This window comes from Hymenobacter sp. B1770 (genome assembly GCF_049896385.1).
Lineage (GTDB): Bacteria > Bacteroidota > Bacteroidia > Cytophagales > Hymenobacteraceae > Hymenobacter.
Genome location: NZ_JAFCUF010000003.1, coordinates 481,892 through 499,349, shown reverse-complemented (window position 1 = coordinate 499,349; position 17,458 = coordinate 481,892). Strand labels below are relative to the sequence as shown.

The window sequence follows — 17,458 nt, the reverse complement described above, 5'->3', positions numbered from 1 at the left end:
CACTCACCTCTCCCGCACATATCTTGATTTTTAGCCAGCCGTCATCATTTTGCATTGGCGAAATACTCCGCGGCTATTGGCTACTTGCAGCTGGTAGGCGTAGTCGCCGGCAGCCAGGCCCAGGCCGCTAAGATTTAAGTAGATGCTATGCGCGCCGGCACTCATGCCAGGGCGCGAGATGCTGGCCATTTTGCGACCCAGCAAGTCGAAGAGGTCAAGGCGTACATCGCCCCCATTGGCTAAGGTAAACGGAATAGTCGTTTCGGCAAAATAGGGGTTGGGGTCGTTCTGATCCAAGGTAAACTGCCCCCCCGTTTCGCGGTCAAACCCGCGTGCGCCAATGGTCAGCCCCTGTCGGCTGTCTGTATCGGAGCCTGAAGGGTAGGTAGTCGACACTGCGGCGTCGAAGGCCGTTAGGGTTTGGCCCGAACCATTTGAGAAGGAGTCGTTGCGGAGGCGAGGCGCATTATCAACCGTTGAGGTTGAGGGGTGCGAGCTTTTGGTGCGAAGGACATTGGTGAAGGGCACGGCAAAGGGGATTTAAAAAAGGACGTTCATTAACAGGGATAAATGGCTGCCGGAAGTTAGCATGAATAATTCAATAAAGCTAATGTATGCGCATATAGATAATTTTAGAGAATTTCTCAAAGTTTGAATGGAAGGATGGCCATGCCAGGGGGAACTCGATAGCCTGGCCCAAAAAAACCGCTGAGTGGCTGCTAACTCCCCATCAAGCACATATGCGTCCGAGAATGCGCCGCAACGAAGCGCATTGTTTTGCAATCAGAAATGATGAATATTAACAAATGCCATGAACACAGAGTATATAATATTATTGATTTACAAAATCAAATCTTTATAAAACCACACTAAAAGGCTGTCCGAAAAATGAATTGGCACTCATGCTGAACCGGTCGAAGCATCCCTATCGCGTAACTACTGATAGTTGGTACTTAAGTGGAGATGCTTCGACCGGTTCAGCATGAGTGCCAATTCACTGAAAAGCATTTTTCGGACAGGCTTCAATTGTTCGAAGTAAATGCCTTCATTATTCAATAAAATTTTCATGTTTTCTTAACAAGCAAATGGCTACCTTGCAGTGTTTATGAGCCACTCCCCATCCGACTTCTTTGACACCGACGGCCGCCCAGATTCGGCCGATGCAGCCAGCTTGCAAGCTGACCGCAAGGTGAAGATTTGGGCAGTGCTCAACGCCGTGGACCAAGGCCTGATGAGTGCCCAGGAAGCCTGTGCCGCCTATGGCATCAGCGCCGACGAAATGGAACAGCACCGTGCTGGCTGGCTTGACTTCGAAACCGGTAGCCGCTAGCACTGGTTGGCTAGTTTCAAGCTGGCACCCGGGCATTGTGCCTTCCTCCAAAGCAGTAGAAATTTAATAATAAACTGAATTCGCACAGCGTATTGCGGTGGGTCATTATTGCGTTTAGAAGCGGCTGCGATATCGGACAAACCAACAAACGGAAACCTATATGCGCAGCCAAGGTTTAACTTTGGCACAATCTACACCTTAATACATGCAAGAGTATAGCTCGCCTGTTGCCTCCTCATTGCCCCAGTTGCCGAAGGCCCCAACCGGAATTGAAGGGCTCGACGAAATCACCGAAGGCGGCTTGCCAAAGGGGCGGCCCACGCTGATTTGCGGTAGCGCCGGTTGCGGTAAAACCCTGATGGGTATCGAGTTCCTGGTTCGCGGCATCCGGGAGTTTAACGAACCGGGCGTGCTCATGGCCTTCGAGGAAACCGGCGAGGAACTGGCCGCCAACGTGGCCTCGCTCGGCTTCGACCTCAAAGACCTGCAGGCCCGCAAAATGCTGCGCGTCGACCACGTGCACGTCGACCGTTCCGAGATTGAAGAAACCGGCGAGTACGACCTCGAAGGCCTGTTTATCCGGCTGGGCCACGCCATCGACTCCATCGGGGCCAAGCGCGTGGTGCTCGACACCATTGAGGCCCTGTTTTCGGGATTTCCCAACCAAGCGGTGCTCCGGTCCGAGATTCGCCGGCTGTTTCGCTGGCTGAAGGACAAAGGGGTGACCACCGTCATTACGGCCGAGCGCGGCGACGGCACGCTCACGCGCCAAGGTCTGGAAGAGTACGTATCGGACTGCGTGATTCTGCTCGACAACCGTGTTATCGACCAGATAACCACCCGCCGCCTGCGCATTGTAAAATACCGTGGCAGCACCCACGGCACCAACGAATACCCCTACCTCATCAGCGAAGACGGCATTGCCGTGCTTCCCGTGACCTCGCTGCGCCTCGACCACGAGGTATCGGACGAGGTGGATTCGTCGGGCGTCCCGGCCCTCGATGAGATGTTTGGCCGCCGCGGTTTCTACCACGGCAGCAGCGTGCTGATAACCGGCACGGCCGGCACGGCCAAAACCACGCTGGGCGCGGCGTTTGCCCAAGAGGTGTGCCGCCAGGGCAAGCGCTGCCTCATGTTTGTGTTTGAGGAGTCGCCCCAGCAGCTCATTCGCAACATGCGCTCGGTGAGCATCGACTTGCAAACCTATATCGACCAGGGCCTGCTGCGCATTGAGGCCTCGCGGCCTACCGTCAATGGTTTGGAGCGCCACTTGGTGACGATTCACCGGTTGGTGCGCGACTTCAAGCCCTCGGCTGTGGTCATTGACCCCATCAGCAACCTGATTTCGGTGGGCAACATCAACGAGGTGCGCAGCATGCTCACCCGCCTGATTGACTACCTCAAGGTCAACAACATTACGGCCTTGTTCACCGCCTTAATTAATACCCGCTTCAACCAGAACGATATGACCGAAGAGGGCGTGTCGTCGCTGGTGGATACCTGGATTAGCGTGCGCGACCTGGAAGGCATCGGCGAGCGCAACCGCGGTCTGAGCATTCTGAAGTCGCGCGGCATGGCACACTCCAACCAGGTGCGCGAATTTGTGGTAACCGAACGCGGCATCGAGTTGCTCGATGTGGTGGTGGGCCCCACCGGCATCGTGACCGGGGCCAGCCGCCTCACCCAGCAGCTGCAGCAGCACGCCCAGGCCCTGGCCGCCCAGCAGGAAACCGACCGCCGCGACCGCGAGTTGGAACGCCGCCGCCGTGTGCTCGAAGCCAACATTGCCAACTTGCGCACCGAGTTTGAGTCGGTGGAGGAGGAACTGCGGCAAATTAACACCGACGAGCAAAACCGCCAGCAAACGCTCTCGAGCGGTAACCAGCGCATCGCCGCCGCCAACCCGCCCCGACACACTTCGCCCTCAGCCGGCGAAAACAATAAGTAGTACGTATACCCGAGGTGCCGCTAGCCCTCGCTCCCCACACTCTCCATGGCTGAAGAAAACGACGAAGAAACCTGGGAGCTGCGCTTGTACGTAGCAGGCCAAACCCCCAAATCTGTAACGGCCCTGGCCAACCTGAAAAAGCACTGCGAACAGCACCTCAAGGGCCGCTATAAAATTGAGGTCATTGACCTGCTGGTGAATCCTCAACTGGCCGAGGGCGACCAGATTCTAGCCATCCCCACCTTGGTGCGCAAGGTGCCCGAACCCATTCGCAAAATCATCGGCGACCTCTCCAACGAAGAGCGGGTGCTGGTGGGCCTGGACGTGCGTCCCCTCATCAACAAATAACGAATCTGATGGAACCACTACTGGACCCCTCGGATTCACCGGAAGAGCCTACTGGACCCGAGTATTTGCTGCATTTATACATCACGGGCGCTACGCCCAACTCCTCACGGGCCGTTCGCAACATCAAGGACATCTGCGAGGAGCACCTGAAAGGACGGTACGAGCTGCTGATAGTGGACGTGTATCAGCAACCCGAGCTAGCCCAGGAAAAAGACCTGATTGGCGTGCCCACGCTCATTAAAATGCGCCCCGGCTTGGTACGCCGCATGGTAGGCGATTTCTCGGACCGCGAGCGGGTGCTAAAAGCCCTTGGGGTGGTACCGCCGCCGGCCATCGACCGGTTTGCGCTCGAGTAAAGCCATGAGTGAAGCACAGCCTACTGCAGCCGACCTGGCTCGGGAGAACGAAGAACTGCGTTACCAGCTCGAAGAAGCTCAGGACCTGATAAACGCCATCAGAACCGGGGCCGTGGACGCACTGGCGGTGCAGAGCGCCGAAGGTCCCCGCATTTTTACGCTGCAGGGCGCCGACCAGGGCTACCGCACCCTCATTGAGCAGATGAACGAGGGCGCGCTGCTTCTCAGCGAAGACGCCACGGTGCTTTACTGCAACGCTTGCCTGGCGGGCCTGCTGGGCCGTGCCCTGGGCGAGGTGATGGGCAGTGGCATCGACGAGTTTGTGCCGCCGGCGTTCAAAGACTACTGGGCACGGCTGGTGCTAAAAGGGTGGAAGGGCAAGAGCAAGGGCGAACTGCTGCTGCAAACCAAGGACGGGGCACTGGTACCGTTTTCGGTGTCGATGAACGTGCTGGCTTTCAATGAGACGCCAGCCCTGGCCGTGATTGTGACGGACTTGTCGGCGCAGCGCGAAATTTCGGCCATTCAGGCCCAGGTGGTGGAGCAAAACGCCCTGCTCGACCGCAAAACCGAGGAGCTGAAACGCGAAGAAGCCGCTCGGCTGGTAGGAGAGCGGGCTGCTGCCGAAGCCAGCCGCCTGCTGGAGGGCATCTCGCAGATTGCCTGGACTACTACCGCCGAGGGTGTTCATACCTACCGCAACCGTCGCTGGTACGACTATATTGGTCGGCAGCAAGGCCAGGGTCCTCAAGCCGGGCGCTCTTGGCGCGAGCGCCTGCACCCGGCCGACGCCGGCCCAACCCTGGCCCGTTGGCAACAAAGCCTGAACACCGGACAGCCCTACGAGGTGGAATGCCGCATCCGTAACGCCGAAGGCGACTACCGCTGGATGCTGGGCCGGGCCCAGCCCTCGCGCAATGAGCAGGGCGAGATTATTCAGTGGATTGGCACCTATACCGACATTCACGAGCACAAGCTGGCCCTTGAGCGCATCGACCAGGGCCAGCGTCAGCTGCGCGACAACAACGAGCAGCTCACCCGCGTCAATGTCGACCTCGACAACTTTATCTACACGGCCAGCCACGACCTAAAGGCGCCCATCAGCAACATCGAGGGCCTGCTGAACGCGCTAGTGCTGGAGCTGCCGGCCGAAACAATGGAAATTGAGTCTGTGCAGCCCATTATGGGCTTGATGCAGGACTCGGTGAACCGCTTCAAGCGCACCATTGAGCACCTCACCGACGTGAGCAAGCTGCAAAAAGAACACGGCCGCCCCACCGAAGCCGTGGATTTGGCATTGGTTATCCAGGACGTGTGCCTCGACCTGGAACCGCTTATTCATACCTCGGGGGCCCAACTGGAAGTAGACGTGGCGTCTGCGCCCACGGTGCTGTTTTCTGAGAAGAATCTGCGCAGCGTGGTGTTTAACTTGCTCAGCAACGCGCTCAAATACTGCTGCCCCGACCGCGCCCCGCACGTGCGCTTGCTGACGCGCGCAGAGGGCGCGTTTGTGGTGCTGGAAGTGCAGGACAACGGCCTGGGCCTGGAGCAGGCTAGTGAGCAAAAGCTTTTTGGCATGTTTCAGCGTTTTCACGACCACGTGGAAGGCTCAGGTATTGGACTTTATATGGTCAAAAAGATGGTGGAGAATGCCGGTGGCCGCATTGCTGTGCGCTCCGAATTGGGAGTAGGCACCACCTTTATGGTTTACTTTAGCCTATAAGCACGTCCGTTCTGTCGTTATTCTGCCCCAGCTCAGGGGTGATTATTACCGCCTGACTACTATGCAAAGCCTTTCGTGTGTCCTGCTGGTCGATGACGACCCAACCACTAACTTCCTCAACCAGCTGCTGTTTAAGCGCCTTGGGACCTCAAACCAAGTGCTGGTCGCCCTCAATGGGCAGGAGGCGCTGGACTTGCTGCAGCAGCACTGCCATGAAGTAAGCGAAGAATGCCCGGCCCTGATTCTGCTCGACGTAAAAATGCCCGTCATGGACGGTTTTTCCTTTTTGGAAGCGTACGAAAAGCTTCCCATTACGCAGAAGCAAGCCATCATCATTGTGATGCTCACCACCTCCCTGCACCCGCAGGACGTGGAGCGGGTAGAAAAGCTTAACATCGCGGGTTTTCTGAACAAGCCCCTCACCGAGGACAAGCTCAATCAAGTGCTGGAGAAGTATCTTAACCGCTAAGCGGCCCGTGGGCGGCGGGGCAGAGGTGCTGGTACATACCTTGCAGCCATGTCCGATTTCCGCCTTCGCGTATTCCAGGCCGTGGCCCAGCACCTGAGCTTTACCAAAGCCGCTCAGGGCCTGTTCGTCACACAGCCAGCCGTTACCAAGCACATTCGGGAGCTGGAACGCCAGTATGGGCAGCGGCTGCTGGAGCGTCGCGGCAACCGCGTGGCCCTCACTGAAGCCGGCCGCCTGCTGCTGGCCCACGCCGAGAACGTAGCGCAGTCGCACCAGCAGCTGGAAGACCAGTTCCATGCCTTGAGCGACCCCGAGGAAGCCGCCGGCCGCCTGCGCCTGGGCGCCAGCACCACCCTGGCCCAATACGTGCTGCCGGGGCTGCTGCCAGCCTTTCAGGCGCGCTACCCCAAGGTGCAGCTTACTCTGCTCAATGCCAACTCCGAGCACATTGCCGAGGCACTGCTGCGCGGCGAGCTGGATTTAGGTTTCGTGGAGGGCCGCTCCAAAAGTCGCGACCTGCACTACGAGCTACTGCTAACCGATGAGCTGGTGGCCGTGCGCGGCGCAACTGCTACTGGCCCGCCCGCAAGACCCATGCCGCTGGCTGAAGCCTTGGCCAGCCCGCTGGTGCTGCGCGAGCGGGGCTCGGGCACGCTGGAAGTGTTGGAATTTGCCTTGCGCACGCTCAAAGTCAAGCTCAGCAGCTTGCCAGTAGCCTTCTACTTCGACAATACCGAGGCCATCAAGGCCTATCTGGAAGCCGCGCCCGAGGCATTGGGTTTTGTTTCGCGGCGAGCCCTGAAACGGGAGCTGTTGGGCCGGCTGCTGGAAATTGTGCCGATTGAGAGTTTACACCTGCCCCGGCAGTTCGAAGCGCTGTGGGTGCAGGGGCAGCCACTGACCCGGCCGGCACAGCGTTTTCTTGGCTTCGTACACAACTACCTCAAAGCTGGCGCATAACCAAAAGTAATTTCAAATAACATTTTGACATTACCCAGGACTGGGGTAGCGCCGTAAATTTGTAGCAGAAATACGCTCCTGTTGCATGCCTCATCCTGTTTTAAATCCACCCAAGTCCAGGCCTGCAGCAGGTAGGCAGCCATTGGCAGCAAAGGCTAGCCGGGCAGGGGCGCCAACGAAGCCAATAGTAGCGTCTGAAGCAGAAAAGGAGGTTGACTTTTTTCGCTATTTCCACACCGCTCATGTGGTTTTTGGGCGGGAAGTTGCCCTGCGGCAGGTAGTCTTTGGCCTGATTTTGATTTACTGTCTTATGCCTTGGGCGTCGCCGCCTCTTGCTTTAGCGTTGGGCCTGGGGCTGGCCCAAACAGTGGGCAACCCTTTCGCCGCCCTTACTAAAAAACTCACGCCCAAGCTGCTTCAGTATTCGGTGGTAGGGCTGGGCTTTGGCATGAATGCTTTCGCTGCAGTACAAGCGGGTAAGGAAGGCATTATTTTCACGGTGGTCTCCATTCTGGGCACCTTGGTGCTGGGGTACTTTGCGGGGCGTGGGCTGGGGCTCACTCGCAACGTCACCCACCTGATATCGTGCGGCACCGCCATCTGTGGGGGCAGCGCCATTGCGGCCGTGGGGCCGGTGCTGCGGGCCAAAGACGAAGAAATGTCGGTGGCGCTGGGCACGGTGTTCGTGCTCAATGCCCTGGCCTTGTTTGCGTTTCCGGTGCTTGGCCACGCCTTGGCCATGACGCAAAACCAGTTTGGCTTGTGGTGCGCCATTGCCATTCATGATACCTCGTCGGTGGTGGGAGCTGCCACGGCTTACGGCGACCAAGCCTTGCAAGTGGCCACCACTGTGAAGCTGGCCCGCGCCCTCTGGATTATCCCTGTATCCATTGGCACAGCCTTGCTTTTCAAGCAGAAGGGTGTGAAAATCAAAATTCCCTATTTCATCTTTGGCTTCATCGCGACCATGCTTATCAACACCTTCGTACCAGCAGCTAAGCCGTTGGGACCGGTGCTCGTGGCCCTAGCCAAAATAGGCCTGACGGTGACGCTGTTTTTTATCGGTGCAGGGTTGTCGGGGACGGTATTGAAGGCGGTGGGGGCTCGGCCGTTCTTGCTAGGGGTGCTGCTGTGGGTAGTGATTTCCAGCGCTTCGCTTTATGTGATTATGCAGGTTGTGTAGAGGCGCATAATTGCATCTCGGCGTTTGCGCCGTTCGGGAAACGTGACAGGGCTATCGTTCGGGCATCGTTCAACGACGAGACGCAAGTATGCGTCTCTACATCGTTCTAACCTTTTCGGCCTGTTACCCTAGGCCCTAATCAGCTTATCAAACTGCTGGCTGAATCGGATTCAAGTCGGAGGGCGGAGTGAGGGGTTGCGCATCCAACTCCTGCGGATGCGCGTCGAGGCTTACTTCGCTGTTGCCGCGCTGGTACTGCGCGAGGGCTTTTTCGCCCAAAAGCCAGAATACCACAGGAGTCACGATGATGTCGAGGAAGGTGGACGAGAGCAGGCCGCCGAGAATGACGGTGGCCACCGGGTAGAGGATTTCCTTGCCGGGCGCATCCTTGGCCAGCGTTAGTGGCACCAGGGCAAGAGCGGCCACCAGCGCCGTCATGAGCACGGGCACCAAGCGTTCGAGCGAGCCGCGAATTATCATCTCCTTGCCAAACTTCTCGCCCTCGTGCTGCACAAGGTGGATGTAGTGCGAAATCATCATGATGCCGTTGCGCGAGGCGATGCCGGTGAGCGTGATGAAACCCACCAGCGAGGCAATGCTGAACGTGCCGCCGGTGAGCAGCACCGCCACCACCGAGCCGATGAGGGCCAGCGGAATGTTGAGCATAATCTGGCCCACCATCAGCGTGGACTTGAAGTGGGAGTAGAGCACCAGGAAGATACCGGCCAGAGAAAACAAGCTGAGCCAGAGAATTTTTTGGGAAGCAGATTGCTGGCTTTCGAACTGCCCGCCGTAAGTGAGGTAGTAGCCGGCCGGCAGCTTCACTTGTTGCTGAATGCGCTGCTGCACCTCCTGCACAGTGCTGCCGAGGTCGCGGCCGGCCACGTTGAGCGACACCGTGATGCGGCGCTGAGTGTTTTCGTGGTTGACGGTGTTGGGGCCGGGTTCGTAGCTCACGTCGGCTACCTGACTCACGGGGATGAGGGCACCAGCCGGCGTTTCGATGCGGGTGTTGGCAATCGTGGCTACGTCATTGCGTTGGTCTTCGGGCAGCTTCACAATGAGGTCGAACCGCTTCTGGCCGTCGAGCATTTGAGACACGACTTCGCCCTGGAAGAGGGTTTGGAGGGTCTGGACTACCTGACCGCGCTCGAGGCCGTAGGCGCGCAGGGCAGCGTCGCGGGGGCGCACCAGCAGCTGCGGAATCTGGACTTGTTTTTCTACCTGCAGGTCGACCACGCCAGGCACGGTGCCGGCGGCATCGCGGATTTCATTGGCGTAGCGGCGCAGCTCCAGCAAGTCGTTGCCGAAAACCTTGATGGCGACCTGAGCACGCACGCCGCTCAGCAGGTGGTCGAGGCGGTGGGAGATGGGCTGGCCTATGTTCACGTTCACGCCGGTAATCAGGCTGAGCCGCTGGCGGAGGTCGGCCAGGATTTCGTCGCGGCTGCGGAGGGGGATGCCGGCTTTTTTTAGCTCCTCTTCGCTTTTTAGGGCAATTTCGATTTCGGAGTTGTTCACCGATTCGGCGTGCTCGTCGAGCTCGGCGCGGCCGGTGCGGCGGGCAGTGTAAGCCACTTCCGGGAGCTGCAAAATCTGCTGCTCGCCCAGGGTGCCGAGCTTGTTGGATTCGGTGAGTGAGGTGCCGGCCGGGGCCGAGAAGTTAACCGTGAGGGAGCCTTCGTTGAACGGCGGCAGAAATTCGGTGCCGAAGAAGGGCACCATGGCAGCGGCCAGCACAAACAGCAGGCCAGTGGCGGCCAGCACCAGCTTGGGGCGGCCCAGGCCCCAGTTCAGCAAGCGCGTATCCTTGGCCTTGAGCCAGCGAATGAGCCGGCCTTCCTGCTCGGCTTCGCGAATCTGCTTCATCTGGGGCAGCAGATAGTAGCACAGCACCGGTGTGACGGTGAGCGACACAAACAGCGAGGCCACGATGCTCGTGATGTAGGCAATGCCGAGCGGGGCGAAAATGCGGCCCTCCATGCCTTCCAGCGCAAACAGCGGCAGGAACACCAGCACTACTATGATGGTGGCGTAGACAATGGAGTTGCGGACTTCGGAGGAAGCGGCGTAAATGACCTGCAAGGCTGGCTTGGGCTGGGGCAGCAGCTGGTTTTCGCGCAGGCGGCGGAACACGTTTTCTACGTCCACAATGGCGTCGTCGACCAGCTCGCCGATAGCAATGGCCAAGCCGCCCAGGGTCATGGTGTTGATGCTGATACCAGCGAACCGGAACACCAGCGCCGTGACGAGCAGCGACAATGGAATGGCCACCAGGGAGATAAATGTGGTGCGCACATTCAGCAAAAAGGCAAACAGGACGATGACCACCAGAATGGCACCGTCGCGCAGGGCTTCCTCCACGTTGGTAATCGACGACTCAATGAAATCAGCCTGCTTGAAGAGCCGGGTATTCACCTGCACATCGGGTGGGAGCGAGGGCTTGAGCTCGACCAGGGCTTTATCCACTGCTTGAGTGAGGGCGACGGTTGCGGTGCCAGGCTGCTTTTCGATACTGAGAATCACGGCCGGCTTGCCATTAACGCTGCCATCGCCGCGCTTGAAACGGGCCCCGAACTCGACGTTGGCCACCTGCTTCACGGTGATGGGTGAGTTTTCACGGTAGCCGACAATGAGGTTCTCGATGTCTTCCACCGAGCGCAGGCGGCCGAGGTTGCGGATGAGAACTTCGGAGCCGTTGCGGTCGAAAAAGTTACCAGTGGTGTTGAGGTTAGAGCGGCGCAGGGCGTCTTCTACTTGCGTGATTGTGAGGCCGACGGCGTTGAGGCGGGGCATGTCGAGCAGCACCTGGTACTGGAGGTTGTCGCCGCCAATGGGGATGACCTGGGCTACGCCGGGAATGCTGAGCAGGCGCTGGCGCACGGTGTAGTTGGCGAGGGTGCGCAGGTCGGCGGCCGAGGTCTTTTCGCCCGACAAGCCCACCAGCATGATTTGCCCCATCACCGAAGAAATGGGCCCCAGGACCGGCGTGATGCCTGTGGGCAGCTGGCCGTTGACGGTTTGCAGCTTCTCGGTTACAATCTGGCGGGCGGTGAAAATGTCGGTGCCGTAGTCGAATTCTACGAAGACCATGCCCAAGCCAATGGCGGAATTGGAGCGCACGGCCGACACGCCGGTGGCGCCGTTCAGAGCGGTTTCGACGGGCAGCGTTACCAGCGCTTCCACTTCCTCGGGGGCCATGCCGGCCGATTCCAGGAACACCGTCACGCGGGGGCGGTCGAGGTCAGGCAGCACGTCGACGGGCAGCTGACGGGCAGTATAGGTGCCGGCAATGAGCAGCGCCAGCGAAAACGCCAGCATGAGCAGGCGGTTTTGCAGGGCGAAGCGGATGATTTTATCGAGCATCCTGGCTTATTGATTAAGGTAGATGGACTTGAGCTGATAAGTGCTCACAGTCACAACCCGGTCGTTTTCGTTGACTTCGCCCTCAAGCAGCACGGTTTGCTGGCCAGTGGCCGAACCCGGCTTTACGTAGCGAATTTTGAAGATTTCCGGCTCGGTGTGCACGAAGACGACGGGCTTGCCATTCAAGTCGGTGACGGCAGAAGTGGGCACCACCAGTTCTTTTTTGCCACTGTTGCGGCCCAGCACCTGCACGTTCACGGCCTGGCCGGCGCGGAAAAGGTCGGCGGCCGTGTTGTCGAGCTCCAGCACGAGCTGGCGGGCCTGGTTCACGGGGTTCACGGTGTTGCTGAACACCACGAGGCGGGCCGGGGCGCTGCCGGTCTGGCCCTGTAGGCCTTCTACTTGAAAGGAGGCGTCGGGCGTGATATTAGCCAAGTCTTGGGCAAACACCTGGGCTTCGACGCGCAGCTTGCCGGGGTTCAGTACCCGGAAAAGCTCATCGCCCTGGTTGACCTGCTGGCCCAGGGCGAGGTTGAACACATCGACCGTACCGCTGATGGGCGAAGTAATGTTGACGCGGCGATTGCCGGCTTGGCCGTTGAGGATGGCGGCATTTTGGCGGGCCTGACGCAGGCGCAGCTCGGCGGCAATTACGTCCTTGCGCGCGGCGATGTCAGCAATGGATTGCAGGCGGGCGTAGTCCTGCTGGGCGGCGCGCAACTCCGCCTGGGCGTTGGCACGCTCCGTGGAAAGGCCGATTTGCTGGGTGGCATCCAGGGTTTGGTCGACTACAGCCAGAACCTGGCCGGCACGTACGGGCTGCCCTACTTTGGCATTCAGACTCACGATGCGGCCGGTCTGGGGCACCACGATGCGGCCTTCGCCGCCCGCGGCGGAGGTCACGGTGCCGTAGAGCGTTGCGCGGCTGTAGGTATCGGAGTAGCCAGCCAGAGCCGTGCGCACGCCGAACAGAAATTGGCTTTCCTTGGGCAAGGCCACGGCGTCTATCATGGCCACGCCGGTGCTGGCTTTGGCCTCGTCGCCGTGGTCTTCGCCGCCGTGAGCCCAGAGGGCGGCGGGCGGGGGCAGCAGCACCGTTAGGGTGAAGCCCAGCGCGGCGGTGGCAGCGAGAAATTTATGCGTGCTTTTCATAAACAACGGGCGTTGGGTTAGCAATTGGGGCGGTGGGGCCACGGCGACGCATGAGCACGGCCGTAAGGGCAATGCCCAGAACGAAGGCGCCGACGAGCAGCAGGATGTTTTTCCAAGATGAAAAGAGGGTTGGCGCTGCCTCCGAAGCTGTGGCCACAGGTAGCTTTTTGCCGACTTCGATGCCCGTGAGCAGCATTAAGTCGGCCTGGTCGCCGGCGACTATGTTCACGGCCAAGCTGTATTTCTTGTTTTCCGGGAAGGCTCCCTCTACTAGATAAGTGCCGGGTGCCTTCTCGCTCACCACAAACTTCAGGCTGGCTGATTCCGGGCAGGTCACGGTGAACTTGGCACCCTTGATGGGGGCGTTTGTGGGGTAGTCAGAGACGAATAGGCGCAAGTCGGCGTCTTGGCCTTTTTCGAGGGGCTCGAAGCGAAGCAGCAGTTCGAATTTCTCGGACAACGCCGCCACCGAAAACGAGGTGGCCATGCCACCGGCCGAGGCTTTGGCTTCGTCGCCGTGGTCTTCGCCGCCGTGGGCGCGGGCGCTGGTGACCAGCAGCAGCGCCAGGAGCAGCAGGAGAATAGTCTTCATTATAGTCCCCGCAGGTAGTTAAGTTCAACAATGGCCTGACGGTAGTCGCGGATGGTGGTCAGGTAACTGTTTTGGATGGTAAAGGCTTGGTTCAGGCTTTGTATTAAGGCCAGGTAGCTGATTTCGCCGGCCCGAAACAGGCGCTGCGACTGGCTGATAATGGCCCTTGACTGAGCCAAGCCGGTCTGCTCGTAATACGCCAGCGAGGTCGCAAACTTTCGGGTGTCGGCCAGGGCCTGCTGGTATTGGGTGCCCAGTTCCAGCTGCTGCACCTGGGCCTGGGCGCGGGCGGCGCCGGCACGAGCAGTAGCGGCCTGCAGCTGCGAGCGGTAGGTCCAAAAATAAACCGGCACCGACACGCCAAACATCAGCCGGTATCTGAAGGGGGAGTCGCCCTCCCCCTGGTTCTGGTAGCCCACCGTGAGGGCCGGCGTGCGCCGTGCCCGCACCAGGCTGATGCCTGATTGGCTGAGGCTCACGTTCTGGGCATAGTAAGCCAGCGTGGGGCTGCCGGCCACAGCGGCACTGTCCTGAACGGGCAGGCTCCCGAGAAGCGCGGTGCCGGCCTGGGCCAGCTCGGGTCCGGTTTGGCGCAGGTCGGTGCCGGTGGTGAGGTCGGCATTGGGGCGGCCCAGCAGCAGGCCGAGCCGGCGCTGGGCCGAGCGCCGGTCCACGGTGGCCTGGGCCAGCTGGTTGTTTACCTGGCGGGCCTCGGCGGCCGTGCTGATGCGCTGCAGCGAGGTGACTTCGCCGGCAGCGAAAAGGCGCTCGGTCGTTGCCTGCAGCACCCGAAACAGGCTGTCTTGGTAAGTCAGTTGCCGTACCTGGGCCTCGGCAATCTGTAGGGCCAGGTAGGCCAGGCGCACGTCGCGGCGCACGGTGGCGCGGTTTACGTCGAGGCCGCGCTCGGCCAGGGCAATACCAGCCTGGGCGCTGCGGGCCTGCTGGCGGTACACGGCGGGAAAGTCAATGGTTTGCACCACGCCGGGAGCCCAGCGGTAGCCGGTGGGGGCGGCGAATAGGAAATCGGGGTTGGTGGGGGAGAAGCTGCCGCGCTTTAGGGCGCGCTGCTCTTCTATTTCCTGGGCGGACTGGCGCAGGCGCGGGTGCTGGCGCAGGGCCTGAATCTCAGCGCTGTCGAGGCGGACGACGGTTAGCTGCTGGGCGGCGGCGGGGTAGAGGGCAAGGGTGAATAGGCAGAGTGCCCAGACGCGAAACCTCACCCCCCGGCCCCTGCCGGGCACGGCCCCTCTCCCATGGAGAGGGGGAGCCTGACGATTACAAGTATTCTTAACATGCCCAGCGGCTTGTGCTGTCGCAATCATTGACTGTTGGTTTATTTAACGAATCGGAAAGAGGTCTTTTCCGGGGTAGTACGTCAGGCTCCCCCTCTCCGCGGGAGAGGGAGTAGGGGTGAGGTTCCGCGTCTGGGAAGTCCCCTTATGCCTTCTTCTCCAGGTTCATGCCGCATACCGGGCACTTGCCGGGCTTGTCGCTTTTGCTGCCTTCGCAGTTCATGGGGCACTCGTATACGGCGGCGCTAGCATTGGTCTTGCTGCCGTTCTTGGCCTGCCAAGCTCGGAGCTGCTGGATTTCCTTTTCCTGCTCGGTTATCATCTGCTGAGCCATTTCCTTGAGCTTGGTGTCGCGGCCGTGAGTCAATTCAGCCTTGGCCATCTCGATGGCACTCTGGTGATGGGGTATCATCAGCATGGCGAAGTCCTGGTCCACGTTGCCGGTGGGCTTGGGCATGTCCTTCATCATGCCATCCATGGAGCTCTTTATTTTGCTGGTGAAAGGGTCGTTTGGGTCGGTAGGCTTGTAGTTGCTGGGGGCACCGTCGAGGCGGGTAGCAATGGCGTCCAGGGCGGCAATTTCCTTTTTCTGGTCGGCGATAATTTTCTCGGCCATGGCGCGCAGGGTAGCGTCTTTGCCTTCCTTGAGCTGCAGCTCCGACATGTCTACCGCGCCCTGGTGGTGGGCCATCATGAGGTGCGCGAAGTCGTGGTCGGTGTTGCCGGCCGTTTTCTCGGCATGCATTTTATCCATGTTCGCGTGCATGATGTCCATCATGGGCGAGGCATTGGGGTCGCGGTTCATGGTCTCGTGGTCCATGCCGTCCATGTCGCTGTGCTCGGGCATGGTTTGCGTATTGGCGGTGCTGGCCGAGTCATTGCTGCCGCAGCTGCTCAGCAGCAGGGCGCCGGAGGCGAGAAAAGCGAGGGAAAAGGCGGAGATTTTCATGGTGTTGGATTGAAAGAGTTAGGTTGAGAGAAAACAGACTTAAACGCCTACGTTGATGGTGAAGCTACCGGTGTGAATCTGGCCGCCGTGGTTGAATTGCAGGAAGACGCGGTATAGGCCGGGAGCTTCGAAGTTGGTGTTGAAGCCGATGGCAGGGCCTTTGTCGGCCTGGTCGTTGGGGTGCACGTGCAGGTAGCGCTCGGTGTCTTCGCTGATGACCACCACGTGACCCAGGGCCCCGAGGTAGTTGTCGAGGTCGGTCACGGGCTGGCCGCCCTTGCTGATGTTGATTTTCATGCCCAGCAGCTGATTCACTTTCAGGGGCTTGTCGAACGCCAGGGTGGCCTGGTACCCATCGCCGCTCCACTGCATCTGGTCTTTGCTGAACTTAACGGGCGTGTAGGCAGCACCCTTCACCGTGATGGGCTGGCGGCCGAGCTGGTGCCCGCTGCCGGCCGGCGTGTAGTCCTGAAACATCACATAGTCGCCGCCTTTGGGGAAGGTGAACGGCACGCGGTAGTTGCCCTCAGCCGTGAACTCGGGATGCTCGTGGTGGAACTGCGAAAGGTCTTTGCTCACGATGATGAGGTGGATTTTCTTCTCGTGCACCACGGCCAGCGGCACGGGGGCAGCTTCGTTGCCGCTTTCCTGCGGAGTGAAGGCCAGGGTAGTAGCTTGCCTGGCCACGGGCTGCCCGGGCTGGGCCTCAAACTTCATTTGGTAAGCCTTGCCGTTGCTGACCTCGTCGTTGTGAACCAGCTTCATGCCGCACTTGGGGCAGTCTTCGCCCTCTTTGGTGCTGGTTACTTCAGGGTGCATGGGGCAGGCGTAGGTGTGGCCGCCGGCGTGGTCGGCGGCGCCCTCGGCGCCGGTGGCGGTGGCAACGGTATCGGTAGGGCTGCTGCTGTTGGAGTCGGAAGAGCAGCTAGCGAAACTGAGTAGGCTGGCCAGGGCCAGCGCTGAAACGGGGATGCGGTTCATAAAACGAAATGAGTGTTGGAAATGCAGGCCTCGAAAGGCGAATGGGAGTCTTCGTGCTTAGCTGAGCACAATGCCCATAGCGGCTGCACGCGGCGCGTGTGGCACAGGTGAACCCCAGAATGTGAGAAAGGAAAAAGCGCGGCGAAGCCAGGCCAACAGGCAAACGCTACGGCTCGCGCCGGCATGGCTTTGCTATGCCGGCGCGAGCCGTAGCGCGTCAGAACAATCAGACTGTAAGCGACTGAATGAAAATGCGGATATCGGGAATTTTGGGCTTGAGGTGCCGCGCCGGAACCAGGGCCACAGCGGCCGTGCGGTTCCATTTGCCAGCCAGGGGCCGGAAGTGAAACTCAGTTGCCGCCGGCAACAGGGCCGGGGCGGGGCTGAACAGGTGCTTTTCAGCGGGTGTGGTCAGCGACGAAAGGAGCGAAGCCGTTTTGTCGCGGCAGCAGTCGTCCGTGCTGCTTTTTTTAGAGCTGTGTTGGTGGCTGGCCTTTTTCTGGGCGGTGCTGCCCTGGTCGTTTTTGGCAGTGGCCCCGTGGCCATGGCAGCCGGCATGCGCGGGCTTCTTAGCTGCCTGTTGCACTAAGGTCACGTTGGTAGCCCGGGGCACCTTTAGGGTAGCACACCAGCACTGGCCCGCCAGCACGTTGACGAAGACGACCAGGAAGGTCGTCGCCAGCAAACGGCGGAAAGGGAACAGGCTACGGAACATGACAGGGATTAAGCAGCTGCAAAAGTAGAGTGCTCTTGCGGAAGCAGGTAAATCTTTCTCTATGAAGAAAGGGCGCCGCTGGTTTGCTAGT

Annotated in this window: 16 protein-coding genes; 8 read left to right on the top strand and 8 right to left on the bottom strand. The window is 59.8% G+C overall.

Features of this window, described 5'->3' with window-relative positions:
- Positions 1–30 precede the first annotated feature (30 nt).
- Entirely contained in the window at positions 31–528 is a 498-nt protein-coding gene (locus ACP7AJ_RS08915; RefSeq protein WP_426059843.1) for a hypothetical protein, read from the bottom strand.
- A 577-nt stretch (positions 529–1,105) separates the two neighbouring features.
- Between ACP7AJ_RS08915 and ACP7AJ_RS08910 the strand changes: the two genes are divergently transcribed.
- From ACP7AJ_RS08910 to ACP7AJ_RS08875, 8 genes are all read left to right on the top strand, one after another.
- Positions 1,106–1,330 carry a DUF1153 domain-containing protein gene (locus tag ACP7AJ_RS08910; RefSeq protein WP_426059842.1) on the top strand — a complete coding sequence of 75 codons (225 nt, stop codon included), beginning with the start codon at positions 1,106–1,108 and terminating at the stop codon, positions 1,328–1,330.
- 205 nt (positions 1,331–1,535) lie between these two features.
- Positions 1,536–3,278: a circadian clock protein KaiC gene (gene kaiC, locus ACP7AJ_RS08905; protein ID WP_426059841.1), complete on the top strand. Its 1,743-nt coding sequence runs from the start codon at positions 1,536–1,538 to the stop codon at positions 3,276–3,278.
- A 45-nt stretch (positions 3,279–3,323) separates the two neighbouring features.
- A complete protein-coding gene (kaiB, locus tag ACP7AJ_RS08900; RefSeq protein WP_426059840.1) occupies positions 3,324–3,626 on the top strand; it encodes a circadian clock protein KaiB in 303 nt (100 codons plus the stop codon).
- Between the two features lie 8 nt (positions 3,627–3,634).
- Positions 3,635–3,982, top strand: a complete 348-nt coding sequence (locus ACP7AJ_RS08895) for a circadian clock KaiB family protein (RefSeq protein ID WP_426059839.1) — start codon at positions 3,635–3,637, stop codon at positions 3,980–3,982.
- Between the two features lie 4 nt (positions 3,983–3,986).
- Positions 3,987–5,705 (top strand): ATP-binding protein, encoded by a 1,719-nt coding sequence (locus tag ACP7AJ_RS08890; protein WP_426059838.1) that lies wholly within the window; start codon positions 3,987–3,989, stop codon positions 5,703–5,705.
- 61 nt (positions 5,706–5,766) lie between these two features.
- Positions 5,767–6,174: a response regulator gene (locus tag ACP7AJ_RS08885; RefSeq protein WP_426059837.1), complete on the top strand. Its 408-nt coding sequence runs from the start codon at positions 5,767–5,769 to the stop codon at positions 6,172–6,174.
- 48 nt (positions 6,175–6,222) lie between these two features.
- Entirely contained in the window at positions 6,223–7,134 is a 912-nt protein-coding gene (locus ACP7AJ_RS08880) for a LysR substrate-binding domain-containing protein (protein ID WP_426059836.1), read from the top strand.
- A gap of 310 nt (positions 7,135–7,444) precedes the next feature.
- Entirely contained in the window at positions 7,445–8,317 is an 873-nt protein-coding gene (locus ACP7AJ_RS08875; protein ID WP_426059835.1) for a YeiH family protein, read from the top strand.
- 147 nt (positions 8,318–8,464) lie between these two features.
- Here the strand turns inward: ACP7AJ_RS08875 and ACP7AJ_RS08870 are convergent, their stop codons facing one another.
- The 7 genes from ACP7AJ_RS08870 to ACP7AJ_RS08840 form a co-directional block, all read right to left on the bottom strand.
- A complete protein-coding gene (locus ACP7AJ_RS08870) occupies positions 8,465–11,683 on the bottom strand; it encodes an efflux RND transporter permease subunit (RefSeq protein ID WP_426059834.1) in 3,219 nt (1,072 codons plus the stop codon).
- Between the two features lie 6 nt (positions 11,684–11,689).
- Positions 11,690–12,835, bottom strand: a complete 1,146-nt coding sequence (locus tag ACP7AJ_RS08865; RefSeq protein WP_426059833.1) for an efflux RND transporter periplasmic adaptor subunit — start codon at positions 12,833–12,835, stop codon at positions 11,690–11,692.
- Positions 12,819–13,427, bottom strand: a complete 609-nt coding sequence (locus ACP7AJ_RS08860; protein WP_426059832.1) for a hypothetical protein — start codon at positions 13,425–13,427, stop codon at positions 12,819–12,821. Before ACP7AJ_RS08860 ends, ACP7AJ_RS08865 begins: the two co-directional genes overlap by 17 nt.
- Positions 13,427–14,650 (bottom strand): TolC family protein, encoded by a 1,224-nt coding sequence (locus ACP7AJ_RS08855; protein WP_426059831.1) that lies wholly within the window; start codon positions 14,648–14,650, stop codon positions 13,427–13,429. Before ACP7AJ_RS08855 ends, ACP7AJ_RS08860 begins: the two co-directional genes overlap by 1 nt.
- A 217-nt stretch (positions 14,651–14,867) precedes the next feature.
- A complete protein-coding gene (locus ACP7AJ_RS08850; RefSeq protein WP_426059830.1) occupies positions 14,868–15,671 on the bottom strand; it encodes a DUF305 domain-containing protein in 804 nt (267 codons plus the stop codon).
- Between the two features lie 39 nt (positions 15,672–15,710).
- Entirely contained in the window at positions 15,711–16,652 is a 942-nt protein-coding gene (locus tag ACP7AJ_RS08845) for a heavy metal-binding domain-containing protein (RefSeq protein ID WP_426059829.1), read from the bottom strand.
- A gap of 226 nt (positions 16,653–16,878) precedes the next feature.
- Positions 16,879–17,367 (bottom strand): hypothetical protein, encoded by a 489-nt coding sequence (locus ACP7AJ_RS08840; RefSeq protein WP_426059828.1) that lies wholly within the window; start codon positions 17,365–17,367, stop codon positions 16,879–16,881.
- Positions 17,368–17,458: the final 91 nt, after the last annotated feature.